Below are 18,833 nucleotides of genomic sequence, written 5' to 3'. Positions count from 1 at the left end.
CGGGCGGATGGGCGAAAGGACGGCGTGCTTTAGAAAAACGTGTGCGAACGCGCAGTGAGCGAAGGCGGAAGCGGTGGCGCGTGTAGAGTTACCGCGCCGCAGCCGCCGCGCCGCCGGCAGCAGTCGCGTAGCTCGCCTTCCACTCCTGGATGGCGGCCTTCAGCGCGGCCTCAAGCGCGTCGTCGAGCTTGGCCTTGGTGCGGATCTCGGTGAGGAGCGCTTCCTTGCGCGTCGTCAGGAAGTCCTTGAGCGAGGCGCTGGCCGCGACGATGTCGCCCACCGCGACGTCGTTGAAAAACTCCTGCTGCATGGCGAAGAGCACCGCGACCTGAAGCTCAATCGGCAGCGGGTTAAACTGCGGCTGCTTGAAAAGCTCCACGATGCGCGAGCCGCGGTCGAGCTGCGCCTTGGTCTTCGCGTCGAGGTCGGAGCCGAATTGGGCAAAGGCCGCCAGCTCGCGAAACTGGGCGAGCTCGCCCTTCAGCTTGCCGCCGACCTGCTTGGTGGCCTTCACCTGCGCCGCCGAGCCCACGCGCGAGACGGAGAGGCCGACGGAAACCGCCGGGCGGATGCCCTGGTTAAAGAGGTCGGTCTCCAGAAAGATCTGCCCGTCGGTGATCGAGATCACGTTGGTCGGGATGTAGGCCGAGACGTCGCCCGCGAGCGTTTCGATGATCGGCAGCGCAGTGAGCGAGCCCTTGCCATCGAGCCGCGCGGAGCGCTCCAGCAAGCGGCTGTGCAGGTAAAACACGTCGCCCGGGTACGCTTCGCGGCCAGAGGGGCGCTTGAGGATCAGCGAGATCTGGCGGTAGGCGACGGCGTGCTTGGAGAGGTCGTCGTAGACGATCAGCGCGTCCATCCCGTTTTCCATAAACCACTCGCCGATGGCCGCGCCGGAGTAGGGCGCGAGGTATTGGTTGGCGGGGTTATCGGCGGCGGGCGCGGTGACGATGATCGTGTAGTCGAGCGCTCCGGCGGCTTCGAGCGCCGAGATCGTGCGCACGATGTTCGAGTTCTTTTGGCCAATCGCCACGTAGATCGAGTAAACGGGGCGGAAGCTGGAGTCGCCCGAAGCGAGGCCCACCTTGTTGATCTTGGCCTGGTTGATGATCGTATCGATGGCGATGGTGGTCTTGCCCGTGCCGCGGTCGCCGATGATGAGCTCGCGCTGGCCGCGGCCAATCGGGATCATCGAGTCAATCGCCATGATGCCTGTGAAGAGCGGTTGGTCGACGGACTTGCGCGCGATGATGCCCGGGGCGATCCGCTCGACGGGGTAATACTCCTTCACCTCGATCGGCCCCTTGCCATCGACGGGGTTGCCGAGCGCATCGACCGCGCGGCCGAGCAGCCCTTTACCGACCGGCACGGAAAGCAGCTTGCCCGTGGTGAAGACTTCGTCGCCTTCCTTGAGCTGCGAGGTGTCGCCGAGGATGACGCAGCCGACCTCGTCGGTCTCCAGATTGAGCGCGAGGCCGGTCGCCCCGCCGGGGAACTGCACCATCTCGTTGTACATGACGTCGGACAGCCCGTCGATCTTGGCGACGCCATCGGCGACGCTGCGGATGGTGCCCGTGTTTTTCTTGACCGCCTTGTTGGAGAGTTTGGCGATCTGTTGTTCGATTTGTTCGAGGACGGTGCTCATGGAGTGCGGAGTGCGAGTGGGGAGCTTAAAAAGGAAAGTGGGAGAGGAGAGAGTATAGCGCAGTGGTTGATCCGGAAAATCGGTGTTCGGCGTCTGGCGGGTGGCGCAGCACTAGGCGGCGCTGAGCTGCGCGAGCTGATTCGCAATGGAGGCTTCGTAAACATCGTCACCAATGCGCAGCCGCAGCCCCGCAATGAGGCTCGCATTGTGCACGCCGCGCGCGGTGACCTGGCGTTTGTATTTTTGCGTAAACGCGCCTTCGAGTCCGCGCAGGATGCCTTCGCCAATCGGCCCCGCGTGCTCGACGACGATCTCGCCCTTGGCGAGCTCGCGCGCGACGAGGCGGCGGTAGGCTTGCAGCACTTGCAGCGGCTGCGCGGGCGGGTGCTTCTCCAGATAAGCGAGGACGCCCTCGACCTGCGCGGGCGCGACGAGGCCGTTGACGAGGCTCAGGGCGAAGAGCTGGCGCGCGAGTTGCTGCGAGGCTTTGGTTGGGGCGGCGGCCATGTGTGTGTGTTTGCGTCAGAGAGTGCGGGAAGCGGCGGCAGTGTGTGTGGCGACAGGCGCGCGCCCGTCAGGCGATATTGAGCTCGCGGGTTGCGGCTTCGTTGTAGGCGCTGCGGTCGGCGTCGCTGAGCTGCCTGGCCAGCACGCGCTCGGTCGTGGCGATGACCAGGCGGGCGATTTCTTCGCGCGCTTGGGCCACTGTCTTCAGCCGCTCCAGCTCGATGGCCTGCTGCGCCTTGGTGATCAGCTCGTTGGCCCGCTGCGTGGCGTCCTGGGTCTGCCGGTCGAGGAAGTCCTTGGCCGTAGTGCGGGCCTCAGTGATGATCTCGCCCGCCTTTGACTGCGCCTCGCGGACGATCTCCGCGGCCTCTCGCTGCGAGGCTTCGAGCTTGTCGCGCATCTCCTGCGCGTACTTCAGCCCCGACTCGATCTTCGCATTGCGCTCCTCCATCGTGGAGAGCGTGGGCTTGATGCCGTAGCGATAAAGGACGGCAAACAGGATGAGGAAGCTGATCGCCTGCATGATGACGAACTTCGACTCCAGGCCGAATTTCTCGATCATCCCGGGCGCAGCATCCGCCGCCTGAGTCGCAGCATCAGTAACGGCAAGCAGGAGTGGCAACATGGCAGGAAAGATAAGGAAGGAAAAGGAGCTGCTGCGGAGCACGAGGGGCGAATGCCGCCTCGCCCGTCGCCCTGGCTTAGGGGGGAGCGAAGGCGCCGGTTAAGGCGCAGACACCGCTCGGCCCCGCAGCAGCCGGTTGGTTTTTAGAAAAACGTACAAAAACGCGCCAGCCGCACTTAGGCGAGAAACAGGGCGAGGACGCCGAGCCCTTCGACGAGCGCCATACCGATGATGGCTTGCACGAGGATTTTACCCGAGGCGCCAGGATTGCGGCCGACGGACTCGGCGGCCTTCGTGCCGATCAGCGCGACACCGATAGCGGCGGCGAGCAGGCCCAGCGCGCTGGTGAGGTTACCGGAGATTTCTGCGAGGAGGTGGATCATGATGAGGTGTGGAGTTTTGTGGTTATCGGGTTAGCCGCCGTGTGCGCATCTTGGTCGGCACACTCCCGACGGTTAAAGAGGAAATGGGAAGAGTGGTCAGTGCAGGCCCTCGGCAGCCACCGAGGCGGGGGCGGAAGCCCCGGCGGCAGAGGCCGGATGCGCCTCGCCATGCGCGGCCTCATCGTGCCCTTCGTCGTGGTTGGTGATCAGCCCGATGTAGACGGCCGAAAGCAGCGTGAAGACAATGGCCTGAATCAACCCGACCATCAGCTCCATAAAGTAAAACACGAAAACAAAGCCCGTGCCGTGCAACAGGTTTTCCCCGCCAAAGACGTTTCCGAAAAGCCGCACCGAGAGCGTAAAGGGCCGGATGCAGATCGAGAACACCTCGATCAAGCCCACGACCAGAAACACCAGCGAGAGCACCGGGTAGAGCCAGCCCGGCGTGTCCTTCCGCTCAGCCTTGTTCCCGAAAAGATCCCAGAGGATCACCCGCGGCCCCGCGTACTTGAAAATGATGATCAACCACGCGCCAAACGAGATCAGTGCCAGCGCGATCGTGCTATTGAAGTCCGCCGTAAACGGGCGGACCAGTGCCCGCGTGACGTGGAAATCCCCCTGCGCATCAGCATGCCCGTAGCCCACCGTCCCCACCCCGGGCAGCAGCCCCGCGTAATTCTGGACGAGGATGAAAATGAAAAACGTGACCAGCAGCGGAAAGGCCGCCGGAAACGCCTTCTTCCCGACAATCGGCTCAAACAGCCCGCGCAACGCCTCAAGCAGCGACTCAAACACCGCCTGCCGCTTCGTCGGCAGCAGCGACGGCTTGCCGATCAGCTTCACCACCACCAGCGCAAGCACCAGCGACACCGCCCAGCCAGTCAGCATGCTGTTCGTGACCCAACCCCCAAGAAACTGGGACGCCGCCGGATCCACCGCGGCAAACGCACCCACGCCAGAGCTCAAAAACAAAAGCAGGGAAGCAAGCTTGGAGAGGCGTGACATGTCGTGCAGAAAAGTTCCTTCAAAAAAGTAAAGGGGCCATTGCTAGGGACCCGCGCGCCCCCGCGTCAACTACCGATGCCCGGATAACCCCGCAAAATAAGCACAGCACCCACTCCCGCTTATCGGCACCCGCCCCTGCGCCCTGCGCTGCGCGCATAATGAACGAGTCGAAGACTGCCCTGCGCGTGCGGCGGTGGCGGCGCGCCACGGGCCATTGAATTTGGGAATCGGCCCCGTCGCTACGCGACGAAGCGCGATTCCCAAATTTCGCACCCTGTCGCGTTGCGACAGGATTAAGAGCATCAAATGCGAATGAAGCGAAAACCCACTTGGGCGCGACGAAAGAGTTTACGGGTTAAGCCGGCCTTTGGTCGGGAATTTCCAACTGTGCGGCTTGTTCGTCGGGCGGTACACCCGACAGCAAGCCGCACAGTAAATGGGTGCAGGCACCGCCTGCCGCCCCGCGCGGAGCGGAAAAGGGAGGTCCCGTTAAATTTGCGATTTTGCCCGTGCGCTGCGCGCCTAAGCAAAATCGCAAATTTAATGGCACGTGGCGCCCCGCCACCGCTGCACGCGTAGTGCGGTCTTCGACCGATTCATTTGGCGGCGCACTCGTTGGTGCGCCGTCAGCGCAATGTGGGGCGCAGGGGGCGAGGGGCAGGTTATCCGCTGCGGCGTTTTTGGGCGCTGCACGATTGGTAGCCGGTGGCGGCGCGGTTTTGAAACACGGTTTCGTGCTCAAAGGGCCAGGGCGCGTCGTCGAGCAGCACCCAATCGGGATGTTCGTGCAGCAGGGCCTGCACCTCTGCGAAGTACGGCGCGTGGTCGGTGCGGAAGTGCAGCCGCGCCTCGGGCACGCAGTGTCGCGCGAGTGCCGAGAGAAAGTCCGGCTGGAGCAGCCGGTTTTTGTGATGCCGCCGCTTCGGCCACGGATCGGGAAACAGCACAAACACCCGCCGCAAGCGCAGCCAGTCCGGCAAGTTATCGAGCAGAAGCCGCGCCTCGCTGCGCAGCAGGACGGCGTTTCGCAGCCCCGCGCGGTCGAGCTTCTTCTGCGCGCGCGCCAGCCGCTCGGCGAGGATGTCAATCGCCAGGCACGGCACCTCGGGCTGCGCCTGCGCGTAGGCCGCGATAAAGTGCCCGTGCCCGCAACCAATCTCCAGCGTGGCCCCACCGCCGCGCGCCACCGCATCCGTCCAACTCTCGGGAACCGCCGCGAGCTGCGCGCGCAGCTCGGCGGCACGATTCGCAATGATCGCTCGGGCATCCTCGATTGGCGGCGGCATAGCCCGCCCTCGCTAGCTCCGCCCCGACTCCGGCGCAAGCCCACGATACCACTGCGCGCGGGGCGGGAAGAGGTGGCCCTACGCAGGCGGCGGCAGGCGGTGCCTGCACCCATTTACTGAGCGGTTTGCCTGGCGGGCGTTCCGCCCGCCAGGCAAACCGCTCAGTAGAAAGGTCCCTACCATTAGTCGGTGATTCACTGGCAAATCGGTTCACCTCGCCCCAATGGGTTCCGCTCCATCCGCATTTGATGCTCCTTCCCCTGTCGTGAAACGACAGGGAGGATGATCCGTTAAATTTGCGATTTTGTTTGGGCGCGCAGCGCACAGGCAAAATCGCAAATTCAATGGCACGTGGCGCCACGCCACCGCCCCACGCGCAGTGGAGTCTTCTGCGGATCCCCAACCTGAAGGGGGTCAATACCTTGGAGGCGTAGATCGGGGAGGGCTCGCGTCCTCGCAAGGCAGGGTGAAGTAAAACGCGGTCCCCTGCCCTGCGGCGTCGGAGCCTGCTTGGGGCTCGCCCTTCCCCGTCGCAGCTCCGGCTGCGCACGGAGCTGCCTCCGCGCTTGGTGCCCGCTTGCCCGCCGGATGCGCACCGCTGCGCGACTCGGCCCACACGCGGCCGCCGTGGAGCTGCACGATGTGTTTTACGATGCTCAAGCCCAGCCCTGTGCCGCCCTGTGCGCGCGAGCGGCCCTTATCCACGCGGTAAAAGCGTTCGAAAATATGCGGCAGGTCTTCGGCAGGAATCCCCGCGCCGTTGTCGCGCACGCAGATCTCCACCTCGGCCGCTGTGGCGGCGCGTGGGCTCCCCTGCCCTTTCGCCGGCTGCTCCGGCGCGGGAGAAACGGCGAGCTCCTGAGCGGGGATTTCCCGAGTTTCGTCCGCGGGAGAGCCGCCCTGCGCCCGCAGCCCCTCCCCCGGCAAATTGGCGGCGGCCGCGCGGCCGCCCGTCTGCCGCAGGCGCGCCGAGACGACGATCTGCGAGCTCGCGGGCGTGTACTTGAGCGCGTTGTCGATCAGGTTTTCCAAAACCTGCGTGAGCTTGAGCGCATCCCCGCGCACAATCGGCGCCCCCGCTCCCGCGGCGCACAACGCGGGGTCAATCGCCAGCCGGAGCGCATGCCCGACACTCACGGGCCGCCCGCGATAGTCCTCGACCACCTCGCGCAACAGGCGCCCCAGGTCCACTGGCTCGCACACCAGCCCCGGCGCATCCGACTCCAGCCGCGACAGCGAGAGCAGGTCGTCGAGCAGCGAGTTGAGCCGCTGCGTGTGCCGCTGGATCGTGCGCAAAAACCGCTCGCGCGTCTCCGGCGGGATCGTCTCGTGCCCGTCGACCAGCGTTTCCACATAGCCCATGATCACACTCAAGGGCGTGCGCAACTCGTGCGACACGTTGGCCACGAAGTCCTTACGCACCGCCTCCAGCTTGCGCTGGTGGCTGATGTCGTGCAGGATAACGAGCACCCAGGCCCCCTGCCCTCCGGCTCCGCCCGCCCCCGCCGCGCCATCGAGCGGCGGCATCAGCGTCCCGGCCACCTCTACCCACACCGAGGAGCGCGCATCCGCATGGGGAGACGAAGCACCAACGGGCGACTCGCCAATACAAGCGGCCTGCTGAGGCCGAAACTCGATTGCCCGTCGCGGCGTCGGCTGCCGCCCGCGCACCGCCTCCAGGTACTCCAGCAAGGCGCCCCCGTGCCGCAGCCACTCGAGCCTCTGGCCTACGATTTTTTCCGAATCTCCAAAAATCGCCCGCAGGGCCTGATTTGCCAGCAAGACCCGATTATCCGCGTCCACAATCAGGACCGCCTCCTGCAAATTCCCGAGAGTCGCCGACAGCTCCGCCAATTGCCCGCGCCGGTAGCTCTCCAGCGCCAACAATCCCTCGCGCCGCGCCCACAGCGCATAAAACGCCGCGCCAAGAGCCACCGCGAGGACTGGCAGCAACCACGACATCACGGCTGCTCCGCTCCCGCTCTGGCGGCGGGCGCCTTCGCGGCAGTGCGGCCCGAGCCCGCGACTTGCGCACTGGAGTGAGTGCCGCTGCCACTCTCAACCCGCTGTGCTGCAAAGCGATACCCGACGCCGCGCACCGTCTCAATCCAGTCCGCCTGATCGGCCAGCTTCTCGCGCAGCCGCCGCACATGCGTGTCCACCGTGCGCGTCTCGATCTCCGCCTCGTAGTTCCACACGTTGAGCAACAAATGCTCGCGCGACTGCACCCGACCGCGCCGCTCCATGAGCAAGTGCAACAGCCGAAACTCCGTCGCCGTCAGCTCGAGCGGCGCGCCCTTTAGCCGCACCTCGTGCCGCGCCACATCCAGCGCGATCTCGCCCGCCTCGAGAATCGGCACCTCCACCCGACGCCCCTCGCGCGAACGCCGCAAAATCGACTGCACACGCAAGACCAACTCCTTGGTGCTAAATGGTTTACTCACATAATCATCCGCCCCGACCTCCAGACCCTGCACGCGATCCGCTTCCTCCGCCTTCGCCGTCAAAAACAGCACCGGCACCGTTTTGAGCGAGGCCGAGGCGCGCAACATCCGGCAAATCTGGATCCCGCTCAGCTCGGGCATCATCACATCAAGGATGATCAAGTCCGGCTGAAAGCTCCGCGCCAGGTCGATACAGGCATTGGGCTCGTTGAGCACTTCAACCATAAACCCTTTCGCCTTAAGGGTATAACTCAACAGCTCGGTGACGTCCGGCTCGTCGTCCACCACGAGGATTTTCTCGGGTTTTTTGTCAGACATAAGACGCCGACCCTAACGCGCTGCCCACCGCGTACGAGCGAAAACCCGCCCCGTCACCCAATCGTCACAGCCGCAGGCTGTTTCATTTGGCGAGGCGTCGTTGCCGCCTCGTCAGTATTCCCTGAATTTGGGAGTCGCCCCCTATTCCTCCACTGCGCGTGGAGCGGGGGACGGTGTCACCTTCCATTTACTGTGCGGTTTGCTCGGCGGGCCTTCCGCCCGCCGAGCAAACCGCACAGTAAGAGATACCCGACCTCCGGTCGCGGTCGGAGATTGAACCCGTCAACTTTTTCACCGCGCCCAAATGGGTTCCCGCTTCATTCGCGCACGGGCTGAAGTACCTGACGAGCCGCCAACGAGCGGCTCGCAAAATGGAACGGTCGAAGACCGTGTCGCAACACGACAGGGGGAGGTCCCGTTAAATTTGGGAATCGTGCTTCGTCGGGGTCGCAGACCCGTTTTATCGACGGGGCCGATTCCCAAATTCAATGGCACGTGGCGCCACGCCACCGCCCCACGCGCAGTGGAGAAAAAACCCGAGAAAACGCGGGGCCACTCCCCGATTCAGCGAGAGAGGGCGACGAGCAGGACGCTGATGTCGGCCGGGTTTACGCCGCTGATCCGTGCGGCCTGGCCGAGGGTGAGCGGGCGCAGCTCGGCGAGACGCTGTGCGCTCTCCTTGCGCAGGCCGCGCACGGCGAGGAAGTCGAAATTTGCCGAGATTTTGATCGCATCCACCTCGCGCAGGCGCTCGATCTGGCGCGACTCGCGCTCCAGATAGCCTTTATAGCTAATGCGATACAAAACCTCCTCACGCACCACAAGCTCTGCTTTACGAAACTCCGGCGGCAATGCGTCTGCCTCAATCCCGCGCCGGACGAGCTCGCCCCAAGTCCTCCCCTCATGCCGATTTTCCTCAAACCAGGCCTGCCAGTGGGCAATCGCAGCCTGCTTGGCCTCGATTGCCGCTATCCGGCTACCAGACATCAGGTTATGGGTTTTGGCATGTGTGAGTAGCCGCAGCTCTGCGCTGCCATGATTGAAGAGCAGCCGATGTTCGGCGCGGCTCGTAAACATCCGGTACGGCTCGGTCACGCCCTTGTTGATCAAATCGTCGATCAGGACGCCGATATAGCCCTCGTGCCGCCCGATGATCAGCGGCACCCCTCCCCTCGCCTTCTGTGCGGCATTTACGCCGGCGACAAGCCCCTGCCCTGCGGCCTCCTCGTAGCCTGAAGTGCCGTTGATTTGCCCCGCGAAGAAGAGATTCTCCACCCGCTTCGACTCCAGAGTCGGGAAAAGTTGGGTGGGCGGCGCATAATCGTACTCCACCGCATAGGCGGGCCGCAAGAGCTGCGCCCGCTCCAGCCCGGGCACGCTGTGCACCATCGCGAGCTGCACATCGAAAGGCAGGCTGGTCGAAAGCCCGTTCACATAGTACTCGTTCGTCGAATAGCCCTCCGGCTCCAGAAACAGCAGGTGGCGCGGCTTGTCGGAGAAACGCACCACTTTGTCCTCAAAGCTCGGGCAATACCGCGGCCCTACCCCGCGAATCTCGCCCCCATAGAGTGCCGAGCGCGAAAGATTTGCGCGGACAAGCTCGGCAGTCTGCTCCGTGGTATGCGTCATCCAGCAGGAGACCTGGGCCCGGCCGGGCCGCCAACCGGGGCGCACCTCGCCCGTTTGTTCCACGTGGAACAATGCCTCCCCCGCCCCATCCGCCGCGCGCGTGTCGTGAAATGCAAAGAGTGTCGGCTCGGCGTCGCCCTTTTGCTCCTGCATTTTGGAAAAATCCAGACTCCGCCCGAGTAGCCGCGGCGGCGTCCCTGTCTTGAAACGCTCCAGCTCGATCCCCGCACGCAAAAAGGCTCCCGAGAGGGTCTGCGCAGAAAAGTCGCCCAGGCGCCCGCCTTCCTGCTTGTTCGCGCCGATGTGCATGAGCCCGCGCAGAAAGGTGCCGGTCGTCACCACCACCGTCCTGGCGCGAAATTCGAGATCAAAGTTCGTCCTCACCCCCACGACCCGGTCGCCCTCGAAGACCAGGTCGGTCACCAGTGCCTGAAAGAGCTCCAGCCCAGGCTGGAGCTCCAGCGTGTGCTTTAGCCGGTTTTGGTAGGCCTTCTTGTCGCTCTGCGCACGCGGCGAGCGCACCGCGGGGCCTTTCGATTCATTGAGCAGCCGAAACTGGATCGCCGTCAGGTCGGTATTGATCGCCATCTCGCCGCCGAGCGCATCGATCTCGCGCACGATTTGCCCCTTGGCCTGACCTCCGATGGCCGGATTACAGCTCATCTGCGCCACCGTATCGAGATTTCCCGTCAGCAGCAGAGTAGGGGAGCCCATCCGCGCCGCTGCCAAGGCCGCCTCAACGCCCGCGTGCCCCGCGCCGCAGACGATCACATCGTAGGGGATCTTGTTATAAATCATCGAAATAAAGGCGATTCCAAGAGGAAGAAGCAGGAGAGGAGGGAAATAGGGCAGGCGGAGTAGAGAACGGCAGGCGTAGCGCACACACAAGTGGCAGCCCATCATTTACCGATGCAGAAACTGGCAAAGAGCTGATCGAGCATCCGCTCGTTATCGACCCGCCCCGCGATTTCGCCAAAGGCATCGAGCACGCCACGCAGCTCGCTCGACACAAGCTCGACAGGCGCCTGTGCGCGGAACTGCTCAAGCGCACGAGCCAGCCCAGTTTTGGCACGGGCGAGTGCCTCGGCATGGCGGGCATTTATCGCGATAACATCCGCGCCCTGTTCCACGTGGAACAATTCGGCATGGCGGGCAAGCGCCGTTCGCAGCGCCTCCACCCCTTCGCCGGTCAGCATCGAAGTCCTCACACGCTGAATCTCCGGCCAAGCTGCCGCAGTCGCAGGGTGGGGCGGCAAATCGCTCTTGTTGGCTACGAGCAAGGCGCGCTCAGGGCGGATTGCTGCGAGCACAGGCTTGGGCAGGGTAGGGGGCGGACGCGATGCATCGATGACCAGCAGCAGCAGATCCGCCTCCTCGGTGAGGCTTAATGATTTCTCAATCCCCTTTGCTTCAATCTCTTCCGGATTTTCATTGAGCCCGGCGGTATCGATCAACCGAAACGGGAAACCGCCTAGCAGGAGCATCTCTTCGAGATAGTCGCGCGTCGTCCCCGGGCGCTCGCTGACGAGTGCGCGGTCGCGCCCCAGCAGCGCATTGAGCAGCGAGCTCTTGCCGACATTCGGTTCACCGAGAATTACCACGCGCAGCCCTTCGCGCAAAATATCACCGTAATGATTGGTCTCCAATATTTTAGATACAGAAACCTGGAGCTTATCGACCTCTGTGCCAACCCAGCTCTGATCCTCCCGCGGCAAGTCTTCTTCGGGGAAGTCGATATACGCCTCGATCCGCGCCAGAATCACCAACAGGCGGTCGATCAGGCCCTGCATATGCCGCCCCAGGGAACCGCGAAGTTGTTGATTGGCAGCAGCCAGGGCTCGCTCGCCGCGCGCGTGGATCAAGTCCATGACCGCCTCGGCCTGCGACAGGTCAAGCCTCCCGGCGAGAAAGGCCCGCTGGGTAAACTCGCCCGGCGCCGCGTGCCGGCAACCGCGCGCGACGAGGTCTTCGAGGATTTTTTGGGCGATATACGGGTTTCCGTGGCAACTGATCTCCAGCGTGTCTTCGCCCGTGTACGACGCGGGCGCACGAAACAGCGTCAGCAGCACATCGTCGATCAGCTCGCCCGAGAGGGCCCGATAATCGGCGCGAGTCGCCACCCGAGGCGCAAGCGGCAGCAGGGCAGGGGAGGGGAGGAAGTCCCCTTTTCCTGGCGACGCGCTCGTTGGCACGTCGCCCTCGCCCTTGCTCCCGCTTGAAGCCGCGTTTCCGCTGTTCTCCACACCGCCACCAAGCGTTGGGGCAGGGGAATACACCGGCGCAAAGGAGGTCGCGTCGTTTCCCGCCGTGGAGACTAGCGCACGCGCGATTTCACCCACGGCGGGGCCGCTGACGCGCAGCAGCGCAATGGCAGAGGTGCCCACCGGCGTAGCCAGCGCGGCGATAGTATCCTGCGGCGAAGCAAACATGCCCGCTAGCCAAAGCGCCCCTTTCCCTCAAGACAAGGAGGACAACAGGCCTCCTCTTGCCCAGCTATCCCGCCCCCATCACCCCTTCTTGGCCTGGTAGGCGCCGCCCTCGTAGTTCAGCCCAGCCAGCATGGCGACAAACTAACTTGACACCTGTGAATCTTGGATATTGGGCTACCTCCAGCTCATCTGCCACGTGTAGAAGGAGTATCCGGGGCCCTTACATGGTAAACATGTAGGGGCCTCAGCCACTTTGGGCGGCTCGCCACGCATCACGCTCCTTCCTGAACTTCGCCTTGGTGTGCTCCCGCAAACAGTAAGCAGTCTTTAGCAAGTAGAACCTCCGTTGCCCCTGAGGTTGGCGCTTGGCCAAAACCACTGCAAAATCGTACGCTTTTGCCCAAATGACAACATGCACCTGTCCTTTGCGGTAGTTTTCCCAGTATGAAAATCCCTCGTTTTGTGCGTTCGTGATACACCACGAGACCCAAGGCAGCCGCTCGCAACGTCTCAAATCGGGAATTCGCGCTTCCTCATCTCGGTTCCTAGAATCAGGCGCCTCCGAAATAAGATGCCAAAACCCATAGCCCATTCCCCTGGTCTCCGGAAGAAACCGAACTCTCACTGGATGGCCTAAGAACCTCAGATCAGCCCACACTATGATTTCGAGGTAAATCTCATATAGACGAGACTCATACTGCGACCAATCTCCATACTGATCGAACTGTACTAGTTCGGGAGGATGGTTCAATCCTGTGCCCTCCAAATGAAAAGGTTAAATTTCTTCTCCTGCGGTAAAGTACTTTTCTCAAGATTTGCACCTAGCTTATCCTTTAACTGATTAACTAAAAGAGATTTAGCCCCACTCCCCAACAAACCACGATGCAAATATGCCAATGCTCCAATCAATAAATCTGCTAGCTGGAGCAAGGCTAGGTCGGACGAATGAACCAGTTCTAACGATTCAATAATATCTTGATTGAAATCGTAGTTCCCGTTGCATAAGAAATCGTGGAGGCGACGCACCTTACTTACGCCATGAGTATCTTTTATATCTAAAAAAATGCGATAGCGGTACCTAGGCTCAACCAAGCGATTGAGCAAGGTATACCATTGTTTATAATAAAACTCATCATGACTCTGATTAAACCTTAAGTGATTAAGCTTCCCCTTATCGGGAACAACCAAGGCCCTAAACCCCAAAACACGTTCATCAAAAAACAAATCTATTAGGCTCTTGTAAAAATCTAACTTGGCAGGAGAAACCTTTACCCACTTAATCTCGAAGGCATCGCTGAGCCCATGTAAGCGCTTCAGCTCTCTAATTTTACGCACCAATTGCTTACGATGATTTGAAGGGCACCAAAGAGCCCCTAATACCATTGCTCGCTGGCCATCATTTTCTAGATGGCATGACTCATCACAATACACATGAATAGTCCGAGGCATATCTTTTAGATCCCAAGCAATCGGAAAACTCACTTCAAAGGGCGAGCATTTTCTACCGTCAAAATAGAGAGTTCATATACCTACATATCACAAGAACGTAGCCTAAACCCCTGCCGCACCAAGAGGCATCAGCCTTTCAAAACTCTTCTGTGGTGCGGGGCGCGGAGGGGCACTGGGTGTCGAGGGACGCGCGGTAGTTTATGCAGCCGCGCAGAAATTGCGGCCAGGCAGGTACCTCGTCGGGCGAGGCTGCCTCTTGCTCGGGTAACAACCCCCACAATTGCGGCTGATACCAGGGTCGCAGACCCTTTTGCTTGGCGGCGCACTCGTTGGTGCGCCGTCAGGGCAAAACCAATGTGGAGAGTAAAATCCCCGCGCGCAGTTTTCGCACTTCGGCCAAAAGTGCCTCGCGCGACATCGTGTCGAGATCGGCATCCAGCGCAGGCGAAACGGCATCGGGGCCGCGCGCGAGCGCTATTGGCCTAGCCGCGAGTTCCGTCTTCGGCTCCGGCCCTACCGCCGCCCCTGCCGCCCGATTTGCCGCCGGTTTCACAGCCGCGCTTGCGCCAGCGCGATCCGCAGCAGCGCCCGCTGCGCTGCCAGAATCGGCTGCCGCCGGATTACTCATCGGCAGCGTCTCCGCCGTCCTCGCTGCCGCCGCTGGGCAGGCTGACGTCTTCGCCGACCTTCAGCGCATCGACCTTGGTCATGACGGCGGCCTGGATTTTGTCGGCGAGCGCCTGGTTGTCCTTGATCGCCACGCGCGTGGCGTCGCGGCCCTGACCGATCAGTTCGCCATCGAAGGAGATCCACGAGCCGCGTTTTTCCAACACCTTGTGATGCAGGGCGAGGTCGAGCAGCGAGCCGGTCGTCGAGATGCCCTCGTCGTACATGATGTCGAACTCCACTTCGGTGAAGGGCGGGGCGATCTTGTTTTTCACGACTTTGATCTTGGTGCGGTTGCCCACGATCTTGCCCTCCGCGCCTTTGATCGGCTCGCGACGGCGGATGTCGATCCGCACGCTGGCGAAAAACTTCAGCGCGCGGCCACCGGAGGTCGTCTCGGGGCTGCCGTACATGACGCCGATTTTCTCGCGTATCTGGTTGGTAAAGATGCAGATACACTTGGTCTTGTTTACCACTGCGGTGAGGCGGCGCATGGCCTGCGACATGAGCCGCGCCTGCGCGCCGACGGTGGCATCGCCCATCTGGCCTTCGAGCTCGGCCTTGGTCGTGAGCGCGGCTACGGAGTCGAGGACGATCACGTCAATCGAGTTGGAGCGGATGAGGGTCTCCATGATGTTGAGCGCGTCTTCGCCGGAGTCGGGCTGCGAGACGAGGAGGTCGTCAAGGTTTACACCGACGACGCGCGCGTACTTCGGGTCGAGCGCGTGCTCCACATCGATAAAGGCAGCGAGCCCGCCGCGCTTCTGCGCCTGCGCAATGACGCTCAAACAAAAGGTCGTCTTGCCCGAAGATTCCGGCCCGTAGATTTCGATGATCCGCCCCTTGGGCAGGCCGCCGCCGCCGAGCGCGAGGTCGATCAACAGCGAGCCGGTGCTCAGGCAATCAACCGCCATTTTCTGGTTGCTGCCCAGCCGCATGATCGAGCCTTCGCCGAATTGCTTGGTGATGCTGGAAACGGCGAGCTCGATGTTCTTCTCGCGGCTGTTGGTATCGGGGGCGATCGTGCGGGAGGGGGCGGCTTTGGACATATGCAGCCTAGGGAGGCCGCGCCGCGAACGGAGAGCAAGCGCGGTTTATACACTCCTCGACTTATACCGTTTTCAACCACTGCGCGTGGGGCGGCAGGCAGTGCCTGCTCCCATTTACTGTGCGGTTTGTGCATCGGGCATTCCGCCCGATGCACAAACCGCACAGTAAGAACTGCCGCGACCTCCGGTCGCGGTCGTTGACCGACTTATCTGGCGAGGCCCTTGCTGGGGCCTCGTCCGGTGCTGCACTTTTACTCGTTAACCCAAAAAATCCGCCCAAACGGGTTTTCGCTCCATCCGCTGTTTGATGTCCCATTCCCTGTCGCGCTGCGACAGGGGGAGTTCCTGTAAATTTGCGATTTTGTTCGGGCGCGAAGCGCACGCGGCAAAATCGCAAATTGAATGGCACGTGGCGCCACGCCACCGCCCCCCGCGCAGGGGAAGTCTTCGACCCATTTTATTGGCCGCAGCGGCGTTGCCGCTGCGCGCAGGGGTCAGAGACCCTTCTTTTGGGCGAGCCGCTCGTTGGTCGCGCGTTACTCGGGCTGGTAATACTGGCGAAACCAGTCCACGAACTGGCGCAGTCCATCCTCCAGCGGGACGCGCGGCGCGTAGCCGACGGCGGCGTGGATGCGGTCGAGCGAGGCGCAGGTTTCCGGCACATCGGCGGGCTGCGCGGGGAGCAGCTCAAGCCGGGCTTTGCGGCCGATGAGTTGCTCCAGCATTTGCACAAAGAGGAGCGTCTCCACGGGCCGGTGGTGGCCGATGTTGAACATCCGAAATGGCGGCACGGGCGGCTTGAGCGGCGGGTACAGGAGCAGCTTCAGGACACCGTCGCAGATGTCGTCGATGTAAGTGAAATCGCGGCGCGCGCGGCCTTCGGCGAAAAGCTTGATCGGCTCGCCCGCAAAGATCGCCTTGGCGAAGAGCGTGGGCGCGGTGTCGGGGCGGCCCCACGGGCCGTACACGTTGAAAAAACGCAGGCCGGTGAGCGCGAGCCCGTGGAGATGCGCGTAGCTGTGCGCCATCGCTTCGTTGGCTTTTTTCGTCGCACCATAAAAGGAGAGCGGGTGGCTCGTGTCGCCGTCTTCCGCGAAAGGAATCGCCGCACTCGTACCGTAGACGCTGCTCGAAGACGCGAAGACCGTGTGCTTGGGCGGGTGGGCGCGCGCGGCTTCGAGGACTTTAAAAAAACCAACCAGGTTACTCTGCACGTAGGCTTCGGGGTGGGTGACGCTGTAGCGCACGTTGGCCTGCGCGCCGAGGTGCACGACGTAGTCGGGGCGAAAGTGCGCCCAGAGTTTCAGCAACATATCGCCCTCGGCGAAATCGGCCTGCACGAAGCGGAAGTGGGTGCCCGCGGAGGAGTTCGTGGGCGTCGCCGCAATCGCGGAGGCCGAGGAGACCGCCGGATTGCCCGCACGCGCGGCCTGCTGGGCGTCGAGCTCGGCGAGGCGCGCCCGCTTGAGCGCGACGTCGTAATAATCGTTCAAGTTGTCGATGCCGAGGACCTCGCAGTCCGGATGTGCGCTGAGCCGCTTGCAAATGTGGTAGCCGATAAAGCCGGCCGCGCCGGTCACGAGCACTTTCATCCGCGCGGGTATGCTTACGCAGGGCAGCCGCTTCGAGTGTTTTATTTTCCGCAACGCACACGCGCCACGCCACCTTGCGCCGACGGTTTTTTCGCGAATAAACCCGGCCGACAGCGCGCGATAATTCCAGCCGCAAAGCCCGCTTGCGCAGCGAGCAAATTGCACCACAGATTGCGCCCTTATGAAAATCAAAGCCTACCTCAAACCGCACTGCGGATGGTCCAATGGCGTGCGCGCCATCATGCGTAAATACGACCTGGAATTTGAGGACATCGACATCATCAACAACCGCGCCAACTACGCGGAGATGGTGCAGCGCTCCGGCCAACCGCTCTCACCTTGCGTGGAGGTTGACGGGGTGATGCTGGCCGATGTGTCAGGCGAAGAGGTCGAGAATTACTTGCTCAGCAACCATCTGGTGAGCCAACGCGATACCGAGATTGATACGCCACTCAACGCGGGCTGCTCGGACGAAGAACACGCCGCAATGGCGACCCAAACCGTCCGCTTCTTTTAAAGAAGCATGTTCTCCACTGCGCGTGGGAGCTGACAAGTAGCCCTGCGCGGGCGGCGGTGGCGGGGCGCCACGTGCCATTGAATTTGGGAATCGGCCTCGTCGCTTCGCGACGAAACTCGATTCCCAAATTTAACGGACCATCCTCCTGTCGTGTTGCGACAGGGACTGAAACATCAAATGCGGATGGATCGGATTTGGGCGCGGCGAAAAAGTTAACGGGTAAATCTCCCCCGAGCCTCTGGTCGGATAGTTCTTACTGTGCGTTTTGCGTATCGCGCGGAACGCGCGATACGCAAAACGCACAGTAAACGGAAGTGGCGACCCGCCACCGCCCCACGCGCAGTGGAAAAGAGGCGGCGACCATGAAACGGTCGAAGGCCACTTGCGCAGTGGAATAGGCTTACCGATAGCGTGCGGGGCGGCCCAGGTAGTTGAGCATCCAGACTTCTTTCCAGACGCGGTAGCGGCCTGCTTGGGAAATTTTTCCCAACTCTTCGCGCTCAGCGTGTGGGTTGAGGAAGCCGAGCTGTGTATTGAGCTGGTCGAGCTGGTGTTGTTGTGCGTTTAGATCGGCCAGCGGATCGCTTTTGATGGGGAGCGCTTTTTCGTTGATGAGCCGGGCCTGGTGGCGGGCGAGCAAGTTCTCCAGCGAGCGGCACCAGGGCAGCCGCTCCACGAACCATTCTTCGGGGTAAAACCCTGCATAAGGGATGCAGAAATTATCCGTCACGATCCGGTGTCCGGCCTCGGTTTGCGAAACGAGTGAGTAGCACACACCGAGCGTCGCTGCGGAAATCGGCATAAAAGTGATTTGCAGCCGGATGTCTTCGGCCTGGTTTTGGTACACCACTCCGCGCAGGAAGATCCCGCCGCCGATCTCCGCTCTGTATGGCTGCATCAGGCTAAAACCCTGAGCGCGCAGCCACTCCTTCAGCTTCAGGAAACGCGCCTGGGTGGGCCACTCTTCGCCGCCGGGGTTTACGCTATAACGCGGGAAAAGCGGCATGGGGCTGACGCTCATCGCGGCAATGCCGAGCCAGTTGTAAAACGTCTCGATCAAAAACCAGAGCATCAGAAAGGCGAGCACCAGCACCCAGAACGGGCGGTCGATCAGCTCAAAATCGGTGCAGAGCTGCGCGACACCAAAGGCAAAAACGAACCAGCGCAGCCAGCGCGCAAAAATCGCCAGCACCGGCGAGCCGAGCCGCTGGTTGACCTGCATCAAGACAATCGCGGCGATGATGAGGGTGAGGGTGAAATAGGAGGAGCTCATGGACGGACAGCGCGAG

General features: G+C 62.1%; 16 protein-coding genes. 1 reads left to right on the top strand and 15 read right to left on the bottom strand.

What is annotated here, in order from left to right; all coding sequences use genetic code 11:
• Positions 1 to 88: 88 nt before the first annotated feature.
• The 14 genes from atpA to AXK11_RS08705 all read right to left on the bottom strand — a co-directional run bounded on the left by atpA (position 89) and on the right by AXK11_RS08705 (position 17,027).
• Positions 89 to 1,645 (bottom strand): F0F1 ATP synthase subunit alpha, encoded by a 1,557-nt coding sequence (gene atpA, locus AXK11_RS08765; protein ID WP_068631323.1) that lies wholly within the window; start codon positions 1,643 to 1,645, stop codon positions 89 to 91.
• Positions 1,646 to 1,756: 111 nt separating this feature from the next.
• Positions 1,757 to 2,152, bottom strand: a complete 396-nt coding sequence (locus AXK11_RS08760) for a F0F1 ATP synthase subunit delta (protein WP_068631321.1) — start codon at positions 2,150 to 2,152, stop codon at positions 1,757 to 1,759.
• A 67-nt stretch (positions 2,153 to 2,219) separates the two neighbouring features.
• Positions 2,220 to 2,777 carry a F0F1 ATP synthase subunit B gene (atpF, locus tag AXK11_RS08755; protein ID WP_068631380.1) on the bottom strand — a complete coding sequence of 186 codons (558 nt, stop codon included), beginning with the start codon at positions 2,775 to 2,777 and terminating at the stop codon, positions 2,220 to 2,222.
• 176 nt (positions 2,778 to 2,953) lie between these two features.
• A complete protein-coding gene (locus AXK11_RS08750) occupies positions 2,954 to 3,160 on the bottom strand; it encodes an ATP synthase F0 subunit C (protein ID WP_068631319.1) in 207 nt (68 codons plus the stop codon).
• Positions 3,161 to 3,256: 96 nt separating this feature from the next.
• Positions 3,257 to 4,165: a F0F1 ATP synthase subunit A gene (locus AXK11_RS08745; protein ID WP_068631317.1), complete on the bottom strand. Its 909-nt coding sequence runs from the start codon at positions 4,163 to 4,165 to the stop codon at positions 3,257 to 3,259.
• 662 nt (positions 4,166 to 4,827) lie between these two features.
• On the bottom strand, positions 4,828 to 5,451 hold the full coding sequence (trmB, locus tag AXK11_RS08740) for a tRNA (guanosine(46)-N7)-methyltransferase TrmB (protein WP_068631315.1): 624 nt from the start codon (positions 5,449 to 5,451) through the stop codon (positions 4,828 to 4,830).
• 414 nt (positions 5,452 to 5,865) lie between these two features.
• Positions 5,866 to 7,413, bottom strand: coding sequence for a sensor histidine kinase (locus AXK11_RS08735; protein ID WP_068631314.1), 1,548 nt, complete (start codon positions 7,411 to 7,413; stop codon positions 5,866 to 5,868).
• Positions 7,413 to 8,213: a response regulator gene (locus tag AXK11_RS08730; RefSeq protein ID WP_068631311.1), complete on the bottom strand. Its 801-nt coding sequence runs from the start codon at positions 8,211 to 8,213 to the stop codon at positions 7,413 to 7,415. The genes AXK11_RS08735 and AXK11_RS08730 overlap by 1 nt, the downstream gene beginning before the upstream one ends.
• Positions 8,214 to 8,777: 564 nt before the next feature.
• Positions 8,778 to 10,640: a tRNA uridine-5-carboxymethylaminomethyl(34) synthesis enzyme MnmG gene (gene mnmG, locus AXK11_RS08725; RefSeq protein WP_082781068.1), complete on the bottom strand. Its 1,863-nt coding sequence runs from the start codon at positions 10,638 to 10,640 to the stop codon at positions 8,778 to 8,780.
• Between the two features lie 101 nt (positions 10,641 to 10,741).
• Positions 10,742 to 12,271 (bottom strand): tRNA uridine-5-carboxymethylaminomethyl(34) synthesis GTPase MnmE, encoded by a 1,530-nt coding sequence (gene mnmE / locus AXK11_RS08720; RefSeq protein WP_068631309.1) that lies wholly within the window; start codon positions 12,269 to 12,271, stop codon positions 10,742 to 10,744.
• A 747-nt stretch (positions 12,272 to 13,018) separates the two neighbouring features.
• The gene (locus tag AXK11_RS08715; protein ID WP_197456865.1) at positions 13,019 to 13,753 is read right to left on the bottom strand and encodes a DUF3800 domain-containing protein; all 735 of its coding nucleotides are present in this window, start codon (positions 13,751 to 13,753) and stop codon (positions 13,019 to 13,021) included.
• Between the two features lie 307 nt (positions 13,754 to 14,060).
• Positions 14,061 to 14,348: a hypothetical protein gene (locus AXK11_RS10110; RefSeq protein ID WP_197456864.1), complete on the bottom strand. Its 288-nt coding sequence runs from the start codon at positions 14,346 to 14,348 to the stop codon at positions 14,061 to 14,063.
• Entirely contained in the window at positions 14,341 to 15,435 is a 1,095-nt protein-coding gene (gene recA, locus AXK11_RS08710) for a recombinase RecA (protein ID WP_068631304.1), read from the bottom strand. Before recA ends, AXK11_RS10110 begins: the two co-directional genes overlap by 8 nt.
• Positions 15,436 to 15,971: 536 nt before the next feature.
• The gene (locus AXK11_RS08705) at positions 15,972 to 17,027 is read right to left on the bottom strand and encodes an NAD-dependent epimerase/dehydratase family protein (RefSeq protein ID WP_068631302.1); all 1,056 of its coding nucleotides are present in this window, start codon (positions 17,025 to 17,027) and stop codon (positions 15,972 to 15,974) included.
• Positions 17,028 to 17,208: 181 nt separating this feature from the next.
• Between AXK11_RS08705 and AXK11_RS08700 the strand changes: the two genes are divergently transcribed.
• The gene (locus AXK11_RS08700) at positions 17,209 to 17,544 is read left to right on the top strand and encodes a glutaredoxin family protein (RefSeq protein ID WP_068631299.1); all 336 of its coding nucleotides are present in this window, start codon (positions 17,209 to 17,211) and stop codon (positions 17,542 to 17,544) included.
• A gap of 400 nt (positions 17,545 to 17,944) precedes the next feature.
• Here the strand turns inward: AXK11_RS08700 and AXK11_RS08695 are convergent, their stop codons facing one another.
• Complete coding sequence (locus AXK11_RS08695) at positions 17,945 to 18,817, bottom strand: hypothetical protein (RefSeq protein WP_068631297.1); 873 nt, start codon at positions 18,815 to 18,817, stop codon at positions 17,945 to 17,947.
• Between the last annotated feature and the right edge of the window lie 16 nt (positions 18,818 to 18,833).

It is taken from the genome of Cephaloticoccus primus (assembly GCF_001580015.1).
In the GTDB taxonomy this organism is placed as follows: domain Bacteria; phylum Verrucomicrobiota; class Verrucomicrobiia; order Opitutales; family Opitutaceae; genus Cephaloticoccus; species Cephaloticoccus primus.
This window is presented reverse-complemented; position numbering and strand designations above follow the sequence as displayed.

What these genes read in the sequence shown, in the direction of transcription:
- atpA (WP_068631323.1), bottom strand. Translation starts at nt 1,645, where the DNA reads ATGAGCACCGTCCTCGAACAAATCGAACAACAGATCGCCAAACTCTCC.
- AXK11_RS08760 (WP_068631321.1), bottom strand. Translation starts at nt 2,152, where the DNA reads ATGGCCGCCGCCCCAACCAAAGCCTCGCAGCAACTCGCGCGCCAGCTC.
- atpF (WP_068631380.1), bottom strand. Translation starts at nt 2,777, where the DNA reads ATGTTGCCACTCCTGCTTGCCGTTACTGATGCTGCGACTCAGGCGGCG.
- AXK11_RS08750 (WP_068631319.1), bottom strand. Translation starts at nt 3,160, where the DNA reads ATGATCCACCTCCTCGCAGAAATCTCCGGTAACCTCACCAGCGCGCTG.
- AXK11_RS08745 (WP_068631317.1), bottom strand. Translation starts at nt 4,165, where the DNA reads ATGTCACGCCTCTCCAAGCTTGCTTCCCTGCTTTTGTTTTTGAGCTCT.
- trmB (WP_068631315.1), bottom strand. Translation starts at nt 5,451, where the DNA reads ATGCCGCCGCCAATCGAGGATGCCCGAGCGATCATTGCGAATCGTGCC.
- AXK11_RS08735 (WP_068631314.1), bottom strand. Translation starts at nt 7,413, where the DNA reads ATGTCGTGGTTGCTGCCAGTCCTCGCGGTGGCTCTTGGCGCGGCGTTT.
- AXK11_RS08730 (WP_068631311.1), bottom strand. Translation starts at nt 8,213, where the DNA reads ATGTCTGACAAAAAACCCGAGAAAATCCTCGTGGTGGACGACGAGCCG.
- mnmG (WP_082781068.1), bottom strand. Translation starts at nt 10,640, where the DNA reads ATGATTTATAACAAGATCCCCTACGATGTGATCGTCTGCGGCGCGGGG.
- mnmE (WP_068631309.1), bottom strand. Translation starts at nt 12,271, where the DNA reads ATGTTTGCTTCGCCGCAGGATACTATCGCCGCGCTGGCTACGCCGGTG.
- AXK11_RS10110 (WP_197456864.1), bottom strand. Translation starts at nt 14,348, where the DNA reads ATGAGTAATCCGGCGGCAGCCGATTCTGGCAGCGCAGCGGGCGCTGCT.
- recA (WP_068631304.1), bottom strand. Translation starts at nt 15,435, where the DNA reads ATGTCCAAAGCCGCCCCCTCCCGCACGATCGCCCCCGATACCAACAGC.
- AXK11_RS08705 (WP_068631302.1), bottom strand. Translation starts at nt 17,027, where the DNA reads ATGAAAGTGCTCGTGACCGGCGCGGCCGGCTTTATCGGCTACCACATT.
- AXK11_RS08700 (WP_068631299.1), top strand. Translation starts at nt 17,209, where the DNA reads ATGAAAATCAAAGCCTACCTCAAACCGCACTGCGGATGGTCCAATGGC.
- AXK11_RS08695 (WP_068631297.1), bottom strand. Translation starts at nt 18,817, where the DNA reads ATGAGCTCCTCCTATTTCACCCTCACCCTCATCATCGCCGCGATTGTC.